Raw genomic sequence first — 15,520 nt, 5'->3', positions numbered from 1 at the left:
CTTATGTTCGAACGCCTGATCCAATTTGCAATCGAGCAACGCATCATCGTGCTGCTCGCGGTTCTTCTCATGGCTGGCCTCGGCATCGCCAGCTATCAGAAACTTCCGATCGACGCAGTACCCGACATTACAAACGTCCAGGTGCAGATCAACACGGGTGCCGCAGGTTTCTCGCCACTGGAGACAGAACAGCGAATCACCTTCCCCATCGAAACCGCCATGGCCGGCTTGCCAGCTCTTGAGCAAACGCGTTCGCTCTCACGCTCAGGTCTGTCGCAAGTCACCGTGATATTCAAGGAAGGCACCGACCTGTTTTTCGCCCGGCAATTGGTCAATGAGCGACTGCAGGTGGCCAAGGAGCAATTACCCGAGGGCGTGGAAGCGGTCATGGGGCCGATCTCTACCGGCCTGGGTGAGATTTTCCTCTGGACAGTCGAGGCAAAAGAAGGCGCCGTTAAAGAGGACGGCAGCCCTTACACCCCGACCGACTTGAGGGTGATCCAGGATTGGATTATCAAACCTCAGTTGCGCAACGTTCCCGGCGTCGCCGAAATCAACACCATTGGTGGTTTCGCCAAAGAATATCAAATTGCTCCCGATCCAAAACGCTTGGCGGCGTACAAGCTGACTCTGACTGATCTTGTGACGGCGCTGGAACGGAATAATGCCAACGTCGGTGCCGGATACATTGAACGCAGTGGTGAACAACTCCTGATTCGTGCTCCCGGGCAGGTGGCAACCACCGACGACATTGCCAACATCGTGATGGCCAACGTCGATGGCACGCCGATCCGCATCAAGAATGTGGCAACAGTTGATATCGGCCGTGAGCTGCGCACGGGGGCCGCTACCGAAAACGGTCGTGAAGTCGTGCTTGGCACTGTGTTCATGTTGATCGGTGAAAATAGCCGAACCGTCTCTCAGGCCGTTGCCGCCAAACTGGAGCAAGTCAATCGGTCACTACCTGAGGGGGTGGTGGCGGTCACGGTATACGACCGTACCAATCTCGTGGACAAGGCGATTGCCACGGTCAAAAAGAACCTGATTGAAGGTGCGATCCTGGTCATCGCAATTCTGTTCCTGTTCTTGGGCAACATTCGCGCCGCATTGATCACTGCCATGGTTATTCCTTTGGCCATGCTGTTCACATTCACCGGTATGTTCACCAACAAAGTCAGCGCCAACCTGATGAGTCTCGGCGCGTTGGACTTCGGCATCATTGTTGACGGAGCGGTGGTGATTGTCGAAAACGCGATCCGGCGCTTGGCTCATGCACAACAGCACCATGGACGTATCCTCACACGTTCCGAACGGATGCATGAAGTGTTTGCAGCGGCAAAGGAAGCGCGCCGCCCATTGATTTTCGGTCAGTTGATCATCATGGTCGTGTATCTCCCGATTTTTGCCCTGACCGGTGTTGAAGGGAAAATGTTCCACCCCATGGCGTTTACAGTCGTAATTGCCCTGCTGGGCGCCATGCTGCTGTCCGTTACCTTTGTTCCTGCGGCGATTGCCATGTTCGTAACTGGCAAGGTCAAGGAACAAGAGAACGTGATCATGCGTGGCGCGCGTCGGATGTATGCACCTGCGCTGGATTGGGTCATGAACCACCGATCAGTAGCCTTTGCCATGGCACTAGGCCTCATTGCAGTGTGCGGGGTTGTCGCCAGTCGAATGGGAAGTGAGTTTGTACCGAGCCTCAGCGAAGGGGATTTTGCCCTGCAAGCACTACGCGTGCCGGGCACCAGTCTGACGCAATCGGTAGAAATGCAGCAGCGTTTGGAAAAGCTAGTGCTGGCAAAAGTGCCTGAAGTCGAGCGAGTTTTTGCTCGTACCGGTACCGCAGAGATTGCCTCCGATCCAATGCCGCCGAATATCTCTGACAGCTATGTGATGCTTAAGCCTAAGGATCAATGGCCTGACCCGAACAAATCCCGGGATGAGTTAGTCGCGGATATTCAAAAGGCTACGGCCGCGATGCCCGGCAGCAACTATGAGCTTTCGCAGCCAATTCAATTGCGTTTCAACGAGCTGATATCAGGCGTGCGCAGTGACGTAGCCGTTAAGGTCTTCGGTGATGACATGGTAGTGCTTAACAGCACAGCTGCGAAAATCGCTGCCTCTATGCAGAAGGTCGAAGGAGCTTCAGAGGTCAAAGTCGAGCAGACCACAGGGCTACCAGTACTTACCATTAACATCGACCGTGACAAGGCCGCGCGTTATGGCCTGAATGTTGGTGATGTACAGGACACCATAGCGGTAGCGGTTGGTGGTCGCCAAGCGGGTACGATGTATGAAGGAGACCGTCGTTTCGATATGGTTGTGCGTTTATCCGATGCCATGCGCAAGGACATTGAAGGGTTGTCTACGTTGCTGATTCCAGTACCGGCGCTGGTCAATGGCAATGCAGAACAGATTGGTTTTATTGCCCTCTCAGAAGTGGCAACTCTCGATCTGGTGCTTGGGCCGAACCAGGTCAGTCGCGAAAATGGTAAGCGTCTGGTAATCGTAAGCGCTAACGTGCGAGGTCGGGATATAGGCTCTTTTGTTCAAGAGGCCAGCAGCGCTATTGATCGAGAGGTACAGGTGCCGGCTGGTTATTGGACTAACTGGGGTGGGCAATTTGAGCAACTCCAGTCGGCTGCGAAACGTCTCCAAATCGTTGTCCCGGTGGCCCTGCTCCTTGTATTTGCCCTGCTTTTCATGATGTTCAACAATCTCAAGGACGGCCTCCTGGTATTCACCGGTATTCCATTCGCGTTGACTGGAGGGGTCATGGCTTTGTGGCTACGTGACATCCCGCTATCGATCTCGGCGGGTGTTGGTTTCATTGCTTTGTCGGGGGTTGCGGTGCTGAACGGTTTGGTGATGATAGCGTTCATTCGCAATCTTCGAGAGCGGGGGTATTCGTTAAATTCTGCTATCAATGAAGGAGCCCTCACGCGGCTTCGTCCGGTATTGATGACAGCTTTGGTGGCTTCCCTCGGCTTTATACCTATGGCTCTGGCCACTGGCACCGGGGCAGAGGTTCAACGACCACTGGCCACCGTTGTGATTGGGGGCATCCTGTCCTCGACTGCATTAACGCTGTTAATACTGCCTGCGCTCTATCAATGGGTGCACCGCCACGATGAGGATGAACCCGCAGAAGGGAGAATAACAACCCAATAGTTCTTTTGGTTTTGAGCCCGCTGCGGTTGTTCATCAGCGGGTTTTTTATACCAGGAACGATTACGAATATGTAATCTGAGCGCCACCGTGATGATAGGTTCGCATTGATACCCTAATAGCGTTATCTATATGAGGTGTCAGAATGAAACTTACTAAAATCTTTGCTGTTGCGGGCGCTTTGGCCCTTTCTTCATTCGCTATGGCGGAAGGCGGTGGAGACAGAACATTCGAGAAGATGATGGCGGCAAAAGATCTGGCAATGGAGAAGTATGTGGCGAAACAAGGAAAAAATGCCTCAGTGGTGTCAAGTGACGAAAAGAATGAGAAGGCTAAGTAAGCGTAGCCATGCAGTTTGGAATCAGCCCGCCCCTAGGCTCCTAGTGGCGGGTTTTTTTTGCCGGTTTGATTACATACTTGTAATTTTAGCGCCACCCGGTCGCAATCATTAGCCTGATATTATCTTGACTGTATTAGTTGAGGTGCTGAATATGAAATCTATCAACATTTTAGCTTTGTTCGGAGTTTTAGCTGTCTCGTCAAGCGTGTTTGCAGAGGGGGGAGGAGATAAGGCTTTCGAAAAAATGATGGCTGCCAACACCAAAGCTATGGAGAAGTACGCAGTCAGCCAAGGAAAAAGCGCGCCGGTACCGAAGCGATATGAATATGGAATGAAGGTGGATGTGGTAAAGGTGATCAGTGTGGTGCGGCCTGCGAAAATCTGCGCAGTAGTGCCGGCCGCAATGACTTATGAAGACTCCGTAGGGCAACTAAACACGATCACTTACACTGTAGCTGGAGACTGCCGTAGGCGAGGCGGTTAATACCTGCGCTGTCATATGACAATTAAACGCGCGACCCGCTTCGTTAGTCAAAGGTGTCGGGCGTTTTTGTTTGTTCGAGTTCTGAAAGGCAAAAAAAGACGCCCCGAAGGGCGTCTCAAAATTCACCTTACCAAAGGAGCAAAGGAGCTTCCAAAGGTGAATGGATATGACAACTGAACAGCATTGAGTTTGGATTTTCACAATCTAGCTACTCATCTATAGAACCCCAGCCAGATGCGCTAGCTAAGATTCTATCAACTCACGATAAGTATAAAAAACATAACCTAACGTGAAGATGATTGAAAAATGACATTTCTGTAACTTTTCGAAGGACGGGACGCTCGCACAGCGAGTCATCCCGTTCGATGTCACATGACAGCTAATGGATACTCAACAATCACACGTACTTCATCAAGGTCAGATTCAAACGCTGTAGCACGAGTGTTTGCTTGGCGCAGGCGGAAAGACATGTCCTTCAAAGATCCGGTCTGAACGACATATTTCACCTCAATATCGCGTTCCCAGCGTTTCTGATCGGTCAGCGGATTTCCCTCTGCATCCCGTCGCATGTAGGTTCCATTAGCGTTGGAGTAATCGGCATCGGTGCCACGGGCGTAACGTGTCATAAACGACAGTCCTGGCACGCCATATGTCGTCATATCCAAGTCGTATCGGACCATCCATGAACGCTCTTTAGGCGAGTTGAAATCGCTGTATTGGATTGAGTTGTCGAGAAAAATGGAATCCGATTGGCGGAGGTAGTCGAAGTCGTCGTTACCATTGTTTCGTTGGTGAGACAATGCGACAGAGTGTGCGCCATACTTCACGCCGACTTTAGCACTCCAAATATTATTGTTGAATTCACCTAGCAATTTTTTGCCTTCGTCGACGGCTTTGTAGTAGTTCAAGCCGCCGAATACGGAGAGTTCATCCGAAAGCGAATAGTTTAATCCCGTGCCGGCATAATATTGATTCCAGGCGTCTTTAAGGCGGCTGGAGTAGAGGCTAACGATCACATTCTTGTTCAGATTGTAGTCACCGCCAAAGTAGCCGACCCACGGTGAATTAACAGGTCCGGCATAAAATGTCGCGAAATTGTCGCGCATATTGCTGGAAGTTGGCTGGCTCATAGCGTGAAGGCGGCCCGCCTGAACAGTCAATCCGTCAAAGCTGGTGTTTGTCGCCGTTACGCCTGTGAAACTTTCTGGTAGAAGTCTGGAGTCACCAGCGGCAACGACTGGGTTAGATGGGAATACGTCGCCGACCTTTACTACCGTGTCAAAGGCGCGAATTTTTGCTGCACCTCCAATTTTAGTATATTCGTCTCTAGCCTGCCCATCACTATTGACCGGTAGTACATCGAACGAACTACGGCCACCATTACGCCCGTCACCTGTGTCGAGTTTCAATCCGATCATGGCGAACGCGTCAACACCGACACCCACAGTGCCCTGAGTAAACCCGGACTCGAATTTACTAATGATGGCATGTGCCCAGGCCTCGGAGTAACCGTTGCCCGTTGCACTCGATTGGCCGTTGCGATGATCACGATTGAAGTAATAGTTTCGGTTGAGAACAGTAAGGCTGCTGCCTTCCACAAATCCTTCGGCCTTTTCTTCCGCAAATACCGTGGACGGGCCAGAACTGACAACGATCGCCAACGCGGCCATCGAAAATTTCGTGTTGTTATTCATACATCACTCCTTAGGTTCGGCAGAACTAGAAAGCTCTTCGGCTGGAATTATTGTTTACAGAAAGCAGGATGTGCCTCCCGCATCGTCGCCGAGCTGTATCGTTGCAATCTGGAGATAACGTGGACATGATCAGAAAATTACAATTTTGTAATGTAAATCTGCTTTTTTAAAATTGCCTTTATTTGGAGCGCGTGTCAGCTGATGTGCAGATCTTGTTTGCTACCTTAACGTTCATGGGAGCCTTATGATCCGCAGCGCACCGGGTATTCACACGCAATCTGCGCTCAGATCGTATCGGTCCAACGAAACGCCTTTTTTGACGCAACTGCGAAGCTAATGATGTCCGCCGAGCCAATACGTGGGTGGCTGTATTCGCGGTGAGGTGGGAGCCTGTTGGTAATCCAGAATGTATTACGCTTACTTCGTAGGTGGGAGGGACACGAACCATGGCTTGCCAGCGGCTAGCGACGAGTCCTCCCCGAGCGACATGTACGTACTAGATACGAAATCATCTAAGCTTATCCATGGCTGGGAACGGCTCAAATCGTTACTCGACCAATGCCTAAGCTTCATGCTTACAGCCATTGGCTGACATCTCTGAACGGCCGGAAAGAGCGACTGATGCATTTTCAAACGGCGCGCATACCGGCTGCTTCGCTTTTCCTAGCTATGGGGCTCGAGGGTACGAGATCACCTCTTCGGTATATTCTAAGACGGAGCAGACAAGCTTAAGACAGGAATTGTGCGATCACTGAAGAGACGTGTACGCAAATTAGCGAGTTTATCTCTTTCACATAAACTCGCTAATTTCAGTACATACGCTGTGGTCAGCGCTCTTAATAAGTCGCATTTACCATAAAACGGCGCCGCCATTCCCCCTTCCGTTGGGGTCAAATACGACCTTGGTGCTTAAGACGATTCAGCCTCCGCCACTCTCAGATCTTTCTTGTATTTGGGGTGAATGACCTTAAGATGATTTTATCTGGCCATCATCGTTTTTTTCATGGATGTTTCTCGGGGGTAGGTCGAAATGGCAGAGCAAGAAGACGCTAAAGTCGCGAGCGGGCGCTTTAACACGAATGATGAGACGAAGCGGATCGTGTGGATACAGGCCGCTGGTCATTGTGAACTGTGTGGTACAGATCTAACGTTCGACTATCGTGCCGGCAAACCGATGAAATGGGGCGAAGTGGCGCATATCCTACCCGCCAGTCCGAAGGGGCCTCGGGGCCGCGCAGATCATGACGCTGAGGCGCATACCAACGATACCGCTAACCTGATGCTCCTGTGCCCAGGCTGTCATGACAAAATTGATCGTGACGCAGATGGTTACCCTGAAAATGATTTGAGTGGTTTACACCAAGCGTACATGGAACGCATCCGACTCGCCGCAACGACCCCCGATGGTGGCAGAGCCATTCCTCTCATCGTCCAGAGTCAGCATTTCCAGACTGTCACCGATATTCCCGTTCGCGATCTGTTGACTGCGATGTCTGCTGAGGGATTTATCGCCTTCGATCAAGGCATCAAAATCACTTTCCCTGCACCCGGACCGCGAGGTAGGGACGCGACCTATTGGCAGAACATCAAAGACAGTGTCCAGTATGAGCTGGAGCAGCAACTCAAGCGTCGCGGCGGCACCTATGGAGACTCGCCCGCGCTGGCGGTAGTCGGCTTGGCCGACATTCCGGCCTTGATGATGTTGGGCCAAAGTATCGGCGACCGTTCCAAACGCTTGATCTTCTCCTTTCACCGCGAGCATCTTTTGCGCTGGCCCGATCAGTCCGCTGAGCCGCCCGCTTTTTTGTTTACACCTCCCTCCGACGGCGACGGGCCACTTGCGCTTGTGCTCTCCATTTCTGCGCAAGTTCCAGTTCGCGACGTGACCGACGCTCTGCCCGGTGCACGTATTGCAGAGCTGTCGATCCCAGAGCCAAGCTATGCGATGGTACAAAACCGTCGGGTGATTCATGCCTTTCGTGACGCACTTCAAATACGACTGAGCCAGCTTGAAGCTTTGACTCCTGACCCTATTCACGTCTTCGCCGCTATTCCTGCGGCATTGGCCATCGAGTTTGGCGCGTTGCTCACTACGCAGCATCAACATACGTACCTGATCTTCGATCGGGACAAAGAAAACCAAGATCGGTTTACGCAAACACTGCAATTGGGCTCGGTGGCCCAGGAGGCTAGGTAAATGCTTTTGAGCAACGAACAGACCAAGCGCAGCAGTTGGGAATATTTTCTGCTTCGCGCCGCGCGGGAAATCTCGCTGTCGGAAGCGCAGTACGAAAAAATTAATGACCGCTACTCCCAACTGGAAAAAATCCTCTCGGCTTCCGACAACCCGCTGCTCGCTGAGGCCCATATTTTCGTTCAAGGCTCGATGCGGCTGAAAACGACCATCAAGCCAATCCCCGGCGCGCCTGCGGATCTGGACACCATTGATGCGGACGCGATTATCTGGCTCCCTCACGCTCAAGGCGCTGGTGCGAAGGAAGTTCTAGAAGCGATTGAGCAGCGTTTTAGGGAAGGCTCCCGCGTTCAGGAAGAAGTTAAGCAATTACGTCGTGGCATCCGGATCGTTTATGCCGACGAAAATCCAGGTTTCCACATTGATGTCACGCCTGCCCGCGCGATCAACGGAAATGGCGAAGCAAACGGCGAGGGTAAGCTGGAGGTTCCGGATCGGGTCACAGGGTGGAAAGCAAGCAGCCCTATCCCTTACTCGAACTGGTTGCAGGTTGCTTCTGCCCAGGAAATCTCTCTGGAAAGCTTGGTAGTTGCCAAAAACCAGCGGATGCTCGATGCCGCGACACAAGATCCATTGCCGCATTATCAGGATTACATCGATCAAGATCCCCTGCGTGCGACCATCAAGCTGCTCAAGCGGCATCGCGATGAATGGGCCATCAACACAAGGAGCGCTGATACTCGCCCCATATCTGCGGTCATTACCACTTTGGCTACTCACGCATACCTGGATGTCGTAAAGGAATCGCAGTCGAAGCCTCTGGCTCCGCTCGATGCAATTTTGGAAATCGTTCGCAGAATGCCGCAGCACATCGCGCATAGAGGTAGCGACTGCTATGTCTGCAACCCTGCCGATAACGGCGAAAACTTTGCAGAGAAGTGGAATCGACCGGGCGAGGGGCAAGGCTATCGTCAGGCATTCGCCAAGTGGCATGCGGACGCCAGTGCGTCTGTGTCATTAGGTTTGGAAAGTTTTGAATCCAATGATTCCTTTGCCGAGGCAGTGAAAAAGAATTTCGGTATAGCACCGGCATTCATCACGGCAGTGAACAATGAAATCCCTGCGAATTGGACGATGCCCGGCCGACCAGATGGCACTACTCGAAACTCTGCTTCGATGGGTTCGCTCTTCGGAGGGGCCAGCGGTGGCGGAACCTCTCAGTCGAGCGTAAAGCCAGTTGGACGCCTTGGCTGATCCTATTAAGACGCCATTGCAGCGCGGAATCGCCGCACTGCGAAACACCCTAGGTCAGGATGCTGCCGATGCATTGCTCCAGCCCGCACCCATGCGGGCTGACGAAGCGGCGTGCTTTCACTTCCCCTTGCCCATCGATTACACGGGGCAGGAGCGGCGACTGCGTATTGGTTTCCCCTCCAACTTTCCCCGTGGGCTCTTGCGCCTAAACGTCGAACCCTCTCCATGGCTGGTTTGGCCGCATGCCACCAAGTCGGGGCTTTGCCTTCATGGCTTTCAGGAACGCCCCATCATGGGCTCCCCGGAGGTCGTGGTAGAGGACAGCCTTGCTCGCTTGGCCCAAATCGTTTCGTTGTCCAAGATGGGATCAAGCCAGGCAACGCGCGATATCGAATTTCAGAATGAGATCACTACCTACTGGTCGTTTCAGCATGGTCAGTCATTCCAGAACCTCTTACTGTTGGATCGACCTCAGACTGCCTCGCAGTTGTTTGCGCTCAGCGATCCGCGCCGAGCTGTGCCATCCGGTCAGGAAACGGTTTGGTTAGCATCGAACGTAGCTGCACTCAAAGGGCATTACCGACGGGTTGTCGGGCGCTCCGCTGTCATTCGCGCGGCCGAAACTCCCGGTTTTTACGTCAAGCTTCAGACTTATCCGGACATACGCACCCCGGATCCCGAAGATTTATTGCTCTGGCTCACGCCACACCTTCAACCAGACGATGCCGAGCAATTGCTGGCATGGTTTGAGCTGCATGGAACGTTGCCGAGTCGATGGATTGTTCTGGAGCTTCCAGGAGGGGCAGATGCTCCAACATATTGCCTCAATGTTCGGTCGCTCGGCGTACAGCAGGAGCGGGGCGCAAAGTTTGGCTTGCGTACAGCGCGCCGTCGGCCAGCTATCGCAAATGCACATCCTCCGGCGCTCGTCCGAGCAACTGCCCTGGACGTGCTTGATCGAGCGTCCATTCTGTCCCGCGATATAAGTGGCACTGCACAGCATCTTGAAAATGCTCGAGTCGTTTTTGTTGGCGTTGGCTCATTAGGCAGTGCGGTGGCAATACAATTGGCACGATCCGGTGTCGGCCACCTAACCCTCATCGATCCTGACACTTTGGTGTCAGCCAATCTGGGGAGGCACGTACTGGGAGCGGATAGCCTAGGGAGACTGAAAGCCTTAGCGTTGAGGGACAAGATTCTGTTAGATCTTCCGACGACAGAATGTACCGCTTATGCGACTTTTGCCGAAGTGGTGATGAGCAGCAAACCAGAAGTGTTTGATAACGCAGATCTGGTGGTGATCACGACAGCAGACTGGCAGTCGGAGGTCACTGTATGGCGAGCCAAATCAAGCGGCGCTCCTTGGGGGCTTTTACAAGCCTGGAGCGAACCGTATACACAGGTAGGCCATGCTCTATTCGCACCAGCCGGCACCTTTGATGGCCGTCAGTTGTTCACGGACGTCGGCGATTTTCTGCATAGATTTACAGAGTGGCCGGGAGGCGGTGTTGTTCCACTGCCCGCGTGTGGCGAGAGCTTTATCCCAGGCGGCTCGCTGGGAATGACCAATATCGCCTCCATGGTGTCGCACACGGCCTTACGCGCATTGACCGGCAACATCGCCACTGCATCTTGGGTCAGCAGCATTTACAGACCTGAAGATGTGCTGAGCCTAGGAGGCCAATACCATGGGCCCAAGCTGCCAGAGGGGGCGCAGCAGATCCTACTCGAGCGCGGATGGCCGGAAGATAAGGACGAAACGGTATGACGGATATCGCATGGCGCTGGCGATGGCCGGAGGTGAATTCCGAGCTGTTGGTGTCCCAAGCTGTCGCGGACATCTTGGATAGCCATCGGCAGGGCCTTTTTGGCGTGGAGCGAGGGGGACAGTTATTCGTCAACCCGGTTGATCCGAAAGGGTTGCTGCTGGCCTTGGCCACGTTGCCTCATCGCGCCGATCGGTCAGGCTGGTCTTGGCTAGAGTTGGATGCGGAGCGGTGCCGTCAGGAGATCCAGGCTGCCAACGAACAAGGGTTACGTCTGGTGGGCTATTGGCATACGCACCCCCAATCCGTTCCGGTGATCTCTCCGGCAGACATCGGAAGCTTCTCCAAATTTGCTGCACGTTACACGCAGGATCTGCCGCACCCAATAGCCATTATTGTCGGCAAGTCCGAAAAACCAGAAGGTATCAAGGCGTGGTCGTTCAGGGACGGCAGATATGTTGAGGCAACCTGGGTCAGATGAGCTTCAAGTCCGTGCGGTGGAACGCAGGTCAGCGTTTACCTTTACCCGCTAGCATTAGTGCGAAGAGCTCTGCCTGAAAGCGGGCATCATCCAATGCGTTATGGTTCGGTTCGCTGAGTGGCTTCAGCGCAGCGGTCATCTTGGATGATTTTGTTTCCTGCCAGCTGCACCCTACAGCTCCCATGAAGTAGGCCTTCATGTCGATAGCTGTAAAACCAAAGGGGTTGGTTTCCAGGTATTTGTGGAAGTAGTAATTGACGAATGACCAGTCAAACGGTGCATTGAGTCCTACGAAAATGACTTTTTGTCCCGTTTGGCAGGACGATTTCAGCCACTGATCAAATGTCAGCATCGCCTGTTGCGGAGCGAGGCCCTCGCTCTCCAGCTTCTCCAGACTCAGCCCCGATACTGCCAGCGCTTCGGGGTCGTGTTTCGGACTGTCAGGCCGCAGTTCAAGATAGATGGACGTTTCAGGTTGGGCTACAAGACAAGCTCCAATGGAAAGCAGACTGTATTCGCCTGGTATAGGCCCAGAAGTCTCGACGTCGACGGAAACATAAAGCTCATCAGGGTGCATGTCATATCCTTTCGTGTAGTTACCTGATTACGCTCAGGCTCTTAGCCATGTGAAGGTGGAAAGGCAGGTATAGCCGTTGACCCATTTTTTGCCCTTTCACTCGTTATCCGGCGTTCGAGCAGCGGCAGTGCCTGTCTGTCAGCGGTTGCCCATTCCTTTGGTCAGCTCTGCGCCCAGGCATAATGATGTGTGTCATTCTGATGGCGGATGAGGGCCGGACGATCATGAGTGAAACCGAGCGTTGGATAGTCAAGTGCCAAAAAACTGAGGACGGTACTGGCGACATCATCATCGATCTGCCTCAAGAGTTGCTTGACCAAATGAGGTTAGGTGTTGGGGACGACCTGGAGCTAACCGTAGCGAATGGCACACTAGTGCTTACGCCCGTGCACAACGCAACATCATTGCGGCCCATGGTTTCTGGCGTCCTGCGTCAGGATGTCTATCATGCTTACCGCATGCGTCTGGAGAGGCTTCTTCATATCTCTGTCAATGCCTCGGATCTGGACATTCACGACATGATAGTAGCTGGCTTCTCGGTCAGCCTGATCAAAATGCTTTGTGATGATGGAACCTTAAGCGACGAAGAGCGCGACAGAATCATTCAACCCAAAACGCTAAAAACAAAACTGTCAGCCAATCAGCTCTTAACCCTGCCTGAGAGCGATCGCCTTTTCCGGTTTGTACATATTACCGCCATGGCCGAGGTGATCTTCGGTGACAAAGTTAAGGCCAAACAATGGCTTTCCAAACCCAAAGCCCGCTTTTTGGGAGAAAGCCCATCGTCGATGGTTGCTACAACCTTTGGCACACATCTAGTCGAAGAAATGCTGATTCAAGTGTCGGAGGGCATGTCATTTTGATTCAGCCGCAGCCAAACGGCGTCTACCGCTCCTTGAGTAACATGGATTTCAGGCGCCTATACCGGCGTCGCCTTGCCGATACGGCATCCACGGGCATCCATTGAAGCACTAGGTTTCACTCACATCGGCACGTACCGTTGAGAAAGATACACGCACGGCAATGGCATAGCTGGGTACTGGCGCAAACCACTTTATCGGGTGGCAGCTCGATAGAAATCATCCCGTTCAGTGAGATGAAGGGAGAAGACGAAACAGCCATGAGGTCACCCTGCTGCTATCCGTCGGCATCGGAACCTGGTGATCCGCTAGCAGCTAAGCTGAGTGATGCTTCTCGTTCGAATCGGTTTTTTTGATCGGCAGGAGGTAGTCATGAATTTGGCAGATTATATTTCAGTGCTTTCTGATGGTGAGAAAATAGACGGATGCCAACTCACCACACCAGATGCTGTAGCGCTCGCCCGCCTGCATTTCCCTTCCCGTGCCTATTGTCTTGTTGCTGATTGGGCAATATTGGATCTCGACGTCACAACAAGTCAGCTGAAAGCCATTAAGGACAGGGAGCTAATTCCTGCTCTCGTTTACGCTTCGACCGTTATCCAAGATAGTAAAGGTCGCTTCGCACCTGGTGATTGGGTCAAAACAACACTGGGTGTTTCTTTCACCCACAACTGCCTGTTTCCAACAAAAAACACAGTTTATGTGCTGATGGGGGCCGGTCGAAGGTTGCGTACAGATTTAGACATCGCACTGAGCCTGTGCTGAAAAACTCACTCCCACACAGGTGAGTGGCAAGTCGCGCTCGCATAGCGTTTCGGCATGAATGAACGCCGTCGCTGTTGTGTCAATCTATGTTGTTACCAATCGAGCATCGTATTTGAAATGTGACGCGTCTGTGTCAGTCTATGTTGCTGTTGTATGGACCCCGGATCATCCTACAGGCCCCGGTTTACTTGAGGGGCTGTGTCAAACTATGTTGTTGGTAACCAGCTCCCACAATCGCAGCCTCGGCTGCGATTGTCGTATCCGCCCGGAGGAATTCGATGGACCGCTTTCAGGAAATGCAGATCTTCGTTGTCGTCGCCCAGGAGCAAGGCTTTTCGGCGGCGTCGCGGCGTCTGGGTCTGTCGGCGGCGAGCGTCACCCGGGCGGTGGCGGCGCTGGAGCAGCATATCGGTACGCAGTTGCTGGTGCGTACCACGCGCACCGTGCATCTCACCGAAGCCGGGCAACGTTACTGCGATGACTGCCGGCGGATTCTTGCCGAGGTGCAGGAGGCCGAGGATTCGGCGGCAGGCAGCCATGCCTTGCCGCGCGGGCAGTTGACGATTACTGCGCCGGTGCTTTTTGGCGATCTGTTCGTCACGCCAGTGATGGCCGATTACCTTTGTCGTTATCCGGATGTGTCGATCAACGCGCTGTTGCTGGACCGGGTCGTCAACATGGTCGAGGAGGGCATTGATGTCGCGGTGCGCATCGGTGAGCTGCCGGACAGCAATCAGCATGCGATTCGCGTCGGGGAAGTGCGACGGGTGATTTGCGCTTCGCCCACGTTTCTGGCTGAACACGGCCGACCGGAGCATCCGCAGGCCTTGGCCGGGTTGCCGGTGGTGGCGACGTCGGCGATCGGGCAACAACGCAACTGGCCGTTTCTCGACGGCGGTGAAGCCCTCAGCGTGCGCACCGAACCGCGCCTGACCGTCACGGCCAATCAGTCGGCGATTACTGCCGCGCGCAAAGGCCTGGGCCTGACGCGAGTGCTGTCCTATCAAGTGGCGGACAAAGTCGCGGCGGGGGAGTTGGAAATCGTCCTCGCCGAGTTTGAACTGCCGCCGTTGCCGATCCATGTGGTGTATCAGGGCGGGCGCAAGGCACCGGCGCGGATCCGCAGTTTTGTCGACTTCGCCGTGAAGGCGCTGCGCGAGCATCCGGCCTTGAGCGCAGCGGCGTTATTGCACGAGATGAAATAATCGATTGCAGCTGCTGGTTATTCTGTTGTTCCGGCAACCCATAGATGATGGCTCCATCGGCGCGCTCATCCCCGTAGCGACGTCACTTTTCAGCGGAGTCGACCATGCAAGCGATCAAACTCTACAACTTTCCCCGTTCCGGTCACGCGCACCGCGTCGAGTTGATGCTGTCGCTGCTGCAACTGCCGACCGAGCTGATCTTCGTCGATCTGGCCAAGGGTGAGCACAAGCAGCCGCAGTACCTGGCGATCAACAGCTTTGGCCAAGTGCCAGCGATTGATGACAACGGCGTGGTGTTGGCCGATTCCAACGCGATTCTGGTTTATCTGGCGCAGAAATACGGCAACGGACGCTGGCTGCCGGCCGACCCGGTGGGCGCAGCGCATGTGCAGCGCTGGCTGTCGGCAGCGGCGGGACCGATTGCCTTTGGCCCGGCGGCGGCACGCCTGATCACGGTGTTTGGTGCGCAACTGAATGCCGAGGAAGTCATTGGCCGTGCGCACAACCTGCTCAAGGTCATGGAACTGGAGTTGGGCAAAACGGCGTATCTGGCGGGCGAAGAGCCGACCATCGCTGACGTGTCTGCCTACAGCTACGTTGCTCACGCGCCGGAGGGCAATGTCTCGCTGGATGACTACGCCAATGTTCGCGCCTGGCTGGCACGGATCGAAGCGTTGCCGGGTTTTGTCGCGATGCCGCGTACGGTGGCCGGGTTGCAGAAAACCGCGTGAT

At 53.8% G+C, this 15,520-nt stretch carries 13 protein-coding genes; 11 read left to right on the top strand and 2 right to left on the bottom strand.

The features are described from left to right. The first annotated feature begins 3 nt into the window (after nucleotides 1-3). The 3 genes from OC605_RS08075 (at nucleotide 4) to OC605_RS08065 (ending at nucleotide 3,992) form a co-directional block, all read left to right on the top strand. The gene (locus OC605_RS08075; protein ID WP_024014897.1) at nucleotides 4-3,171 is read left to right on the top strand and encodes a CusA/CzcA family heavy metal efflux RND transporter; all 3,168 of its coding nucleotides are present in this window, start codon (nucleotides 4-6) and stop codon (nucleotides 3,169-3,171) included. Nucleotides 3,172-3,313: 142 nt separating this feature from the next. Then, the gene (locus OC605_RS08070; RefSeq protein WP_024014896.1) at nucleotides 3,314-3,508 is read left to right on the top strand and encodes a co-regulatory protein PtrA N-terminal domain-containing protein; all 195 of its coding nucleotides are present in this window, start codon (nucleotides 3,314-3,316) and stop codon (nucleotides 3,506-3,508) included. Nucleotides 3,509-3,659: 151 nt separating this feature from the next. Continuing rightward, nucleotides 3,660-3,992, top strand: a complete 333-nt coding sequence (locus OC605_RS08065) for a DUF2790 domain-containing protein (RefSeq protein ID WP_024014895.1) — start codon at nucleotides 3,660-3,662, stop codon at nucleotides 3,990-3,992. A 368-nt stretch (nucleotides 3,993-4,360) separates the two neighbouring features. Here OC605_RS08065 and OC605_RS08060 read toward each other — a convergent pair whose 3' ends face one another. Then, entirely contained in the window at nucleotides 4,361-5,686 is a 1,326-nt protein-coding gene (locus OC605_RS08060) for an OprD family porin (protein ID WP_024014894.1), read from the bottom strand. Nucleotides 5,687-6,716: 1,030 nt separating this feature from the next. On the opposite strand from OC605_RS08060, the gene OC605_RS08055 reads away from it, so the two are divergent. Genes OC605_RS08055 through OC605_RS08040 form a run of 4 tightly spaced genes read left to right on the top strand, consistent with a single transcriptional unit; the run spans nucleotide 6,717 to nucleotide 11,381 of the window. After that, nucleotides 6,717-7,883 (top strand): SAVED domain-containing protein, encoded by a 1,167-nt coding sequence (locus OC605_RS08055; RefSeq protein WP_108184652.1) that lies wholly within the window; start codon nucleotides 6,717-6,719, stop codon nucleotides 7,881-7,883. Beyond that, nucleotides 7,884-9,134 carry a nucleotidyltransferase gene (locus OC605_RS08050; protein ID WP_108184651.1) on the top strand — a complete coding sequence of 417 codons (1,251 nt, stop codon included), beginning with the start codon at nucleotides 7,884-7,886 and terminating at the stop codon, nucleotides 9,132-9,134. It abuts the gene before it with no gap. Next, a complete protein-coding gene (locus OC605_RS08045; RefSeq protein WP_108184650.1) occupies nucleotides 9,118-10,902 on the top strand; it encodes a HesA/MoeB/ThiF family protein in 1,785 nt (594 codons plus the stop codon). The genes OC605_RS08050 and OC605_RS08045 overlap by 17 nt, the downstream gene beginning before the upstream one ends. Then, entirely contained in the window at nucleotides 10,899-11,381 is a 483-nt protein-coding gene (locus OC605_RS08040; protein ID WP_032901850.1) for a Mov34/MPN/PAD-1 family protein, read from the top strand. Before OC605_RS08045 ends, OC605_RS08040 begins: the two co-directional genes overlap by 4 nt. Before the next feature lie 28 nt (nucleotides 11,382-11,409). Here the strand turns inward: OC605_RS08040 and OC605_RS08035 are convergent, their stop codons facing one another. Then, nucleotides 11,410-11,958: a 3'-5' exonuclease gene (locus OC605_RS08035; RefSeq protein ID WP_032901853.1), complete on the bottom strand. Its 549-nt coding sequence runs from the start codon at nucleotides 11,956-11,958 to the stop codon at nucleotides 11,410-11,412. A 224-nt stretch (nucleotides 11,959-12,182) separates the two neighbouring features. Here OC605_RS08035 and OC605_RS08030 point away from each other — a divergent pair, with 224 nt between their 5' ends. The 4 genes from OC605_RS08030 (at nucleotide 12,183) to OC605_RS08015 (ending at nucleotide 15,519) form a co-directional block, all read left to right on the top strand. Further along, nucleotides 12,183-12,821, top strand: a complete 639-nt coding sequence (locus OC605_RS08030) for an antitoxin Xre/MbcA/ParS toxin-binding domain-containing protein (RefSeq protein WP_231740518.1) — start codon at nucleotides 12,183-12,185, stop codon at nucleotides 12,819-12,821. Nucleotides 12,822-13,190: 369 nt separating this feature from the next. After that, nucleotides 13,191-13,583: a DUF6957 family protein gene (locus tag OC605_RS08025; RefSeq protein ID WP_070411934.1), complete on the top strand. Its 393-nt coding sequence runs from the start codon at nucleotides 13,191-13,193 to the stop codon at nucleotides 13,581-13,583. A gap of 278 nt (nucleotides 13,584-13,861) precedes the next feature. Next, nucleotides 13,862-14,788: a LysR family transcriptional regulator gene (locus OC605_RS08020; RefSeq protein ID WP_212617492.1), complete on the top strand. Its 927-nt coding sequence runs from the start codon at nucleotides 13,862-13,864 to the stop codon at nucleotides 14,786-14,788. A 104-nt stretch (nucleotides 14,789-14,892) separates the two neighbouring features. Next, complete coding sequence (locus OC605_RS08015; RefSeq protein ID WP_016772412.1) at nucleotides 14,893-15,519, top strand: glutathione S-transferase family protein; 627 nt, start codon at nucleotides 14,893-14,895, stop codon at nucleotides 15,517-15,519. Nucleotide 15,520: the final 1 nt, after the last annotated feature.

This window comes from Pseudomonas sp. Marseille-Q5117 (genome assembly GCF_946901175.1).
GTDB classification, from domain to species: domain Bacteria; phylum Pseudomonadota; class Gammaproteobacteria; order Pseudomonadales; family Pseudomonadaceae; genus Aquipseudomonas; species Aquipseudomonas iranensis.
The sequence above is the reverse complement of the archived record's forward strand: the minus strand, read 5'-3'. Positions and strand labels throughout refer to the sequence as shown.

Bases quoted from the DNA above. Each gene is read 5' to 3' on its own strand.
- OC605_RS08065 (WP_024014895.1), top strand. From the start codon at position 3,660: ATGAAATCTATCAACATTTTAGCTTTGTTCGGAGTTTTAGCTGTCTCG.
- OC605_RS08035 (WP_032901853.1), bottom strand. From the start codon at position 11,958: ATGCACCCTGATGAGCTTTATGTTTCCGTCGACGTCGAGACTTCTGGG.
- OC605_RS08050 (WP_108184651.1), top strand. From the start codon at position 7,884: ATGCTTTTGAGCAACGAACAGACCAAGCGCAGCAGTTGGGAATATTTT.
- OC605_RS08070 (WP_024014896.1), top strand. From the start codon at position 3,314: ATGAAACTTACTAAAATCTTTGCTGTTGCGGGCGCTTTGGCCCTTTCT.
- OC605_RS08015 (WP_016772412.1), top strand. From the start codon at position 14,893: ATGCAAGCGATCAAACTCTACAACTTTCCCCGTTCCGGTCACGCGCAC.
- OC605_RS08055 (WP_108184652.1), top strand. From the start codon at position 6,717: ATGGCAGAGCAAGAAGACGCTAAAGTCGCGAGCGGGCGCTTTAACACG.
- OC605_RS08075 (WP_024014897.1), top strand. From the start codon at position 4: ATGTTCGAACGCCTGATCCAATTTGCAATCGAGCAACGCATCATCGTG.
- OC605_RS08025 (WP_070411934.1), top strand. From the start codon at position 13,191: ATGAATTTGGCAGATTATATTTCAGTGCTTTCTGATGGTGAGAAAATA.
- OC605_RS08030 (WP_231740518.1), top strand. From the start codon at position 12,183: ATGAGTGAAACCGAGCGTTGGATAGTCAAGTGCCAAAAAACTGAGGAC.
- OC605_RS08020 (WP_212617492.1), top strand. From the start codon at position 13,862: ATGGACCGCTTTCAGGAAATGCAGATCTTCGTTGTCGTCGCCCAGGAG.
- OC605_RS08060 (WP_024014894.1), bottom strand. From the start codon at position 5,686: ATGAATAACAACACGAAATTTTCGATGGCCGCGTTGGCGATCGTTGTC.
- OC605_RS08040 (WP_032901850.1), top strand. From the start codon at position 10,899: ATGACGGATATCGCATGGCGCTGGCGATGGCCGGAGGTGAATTCCGAG.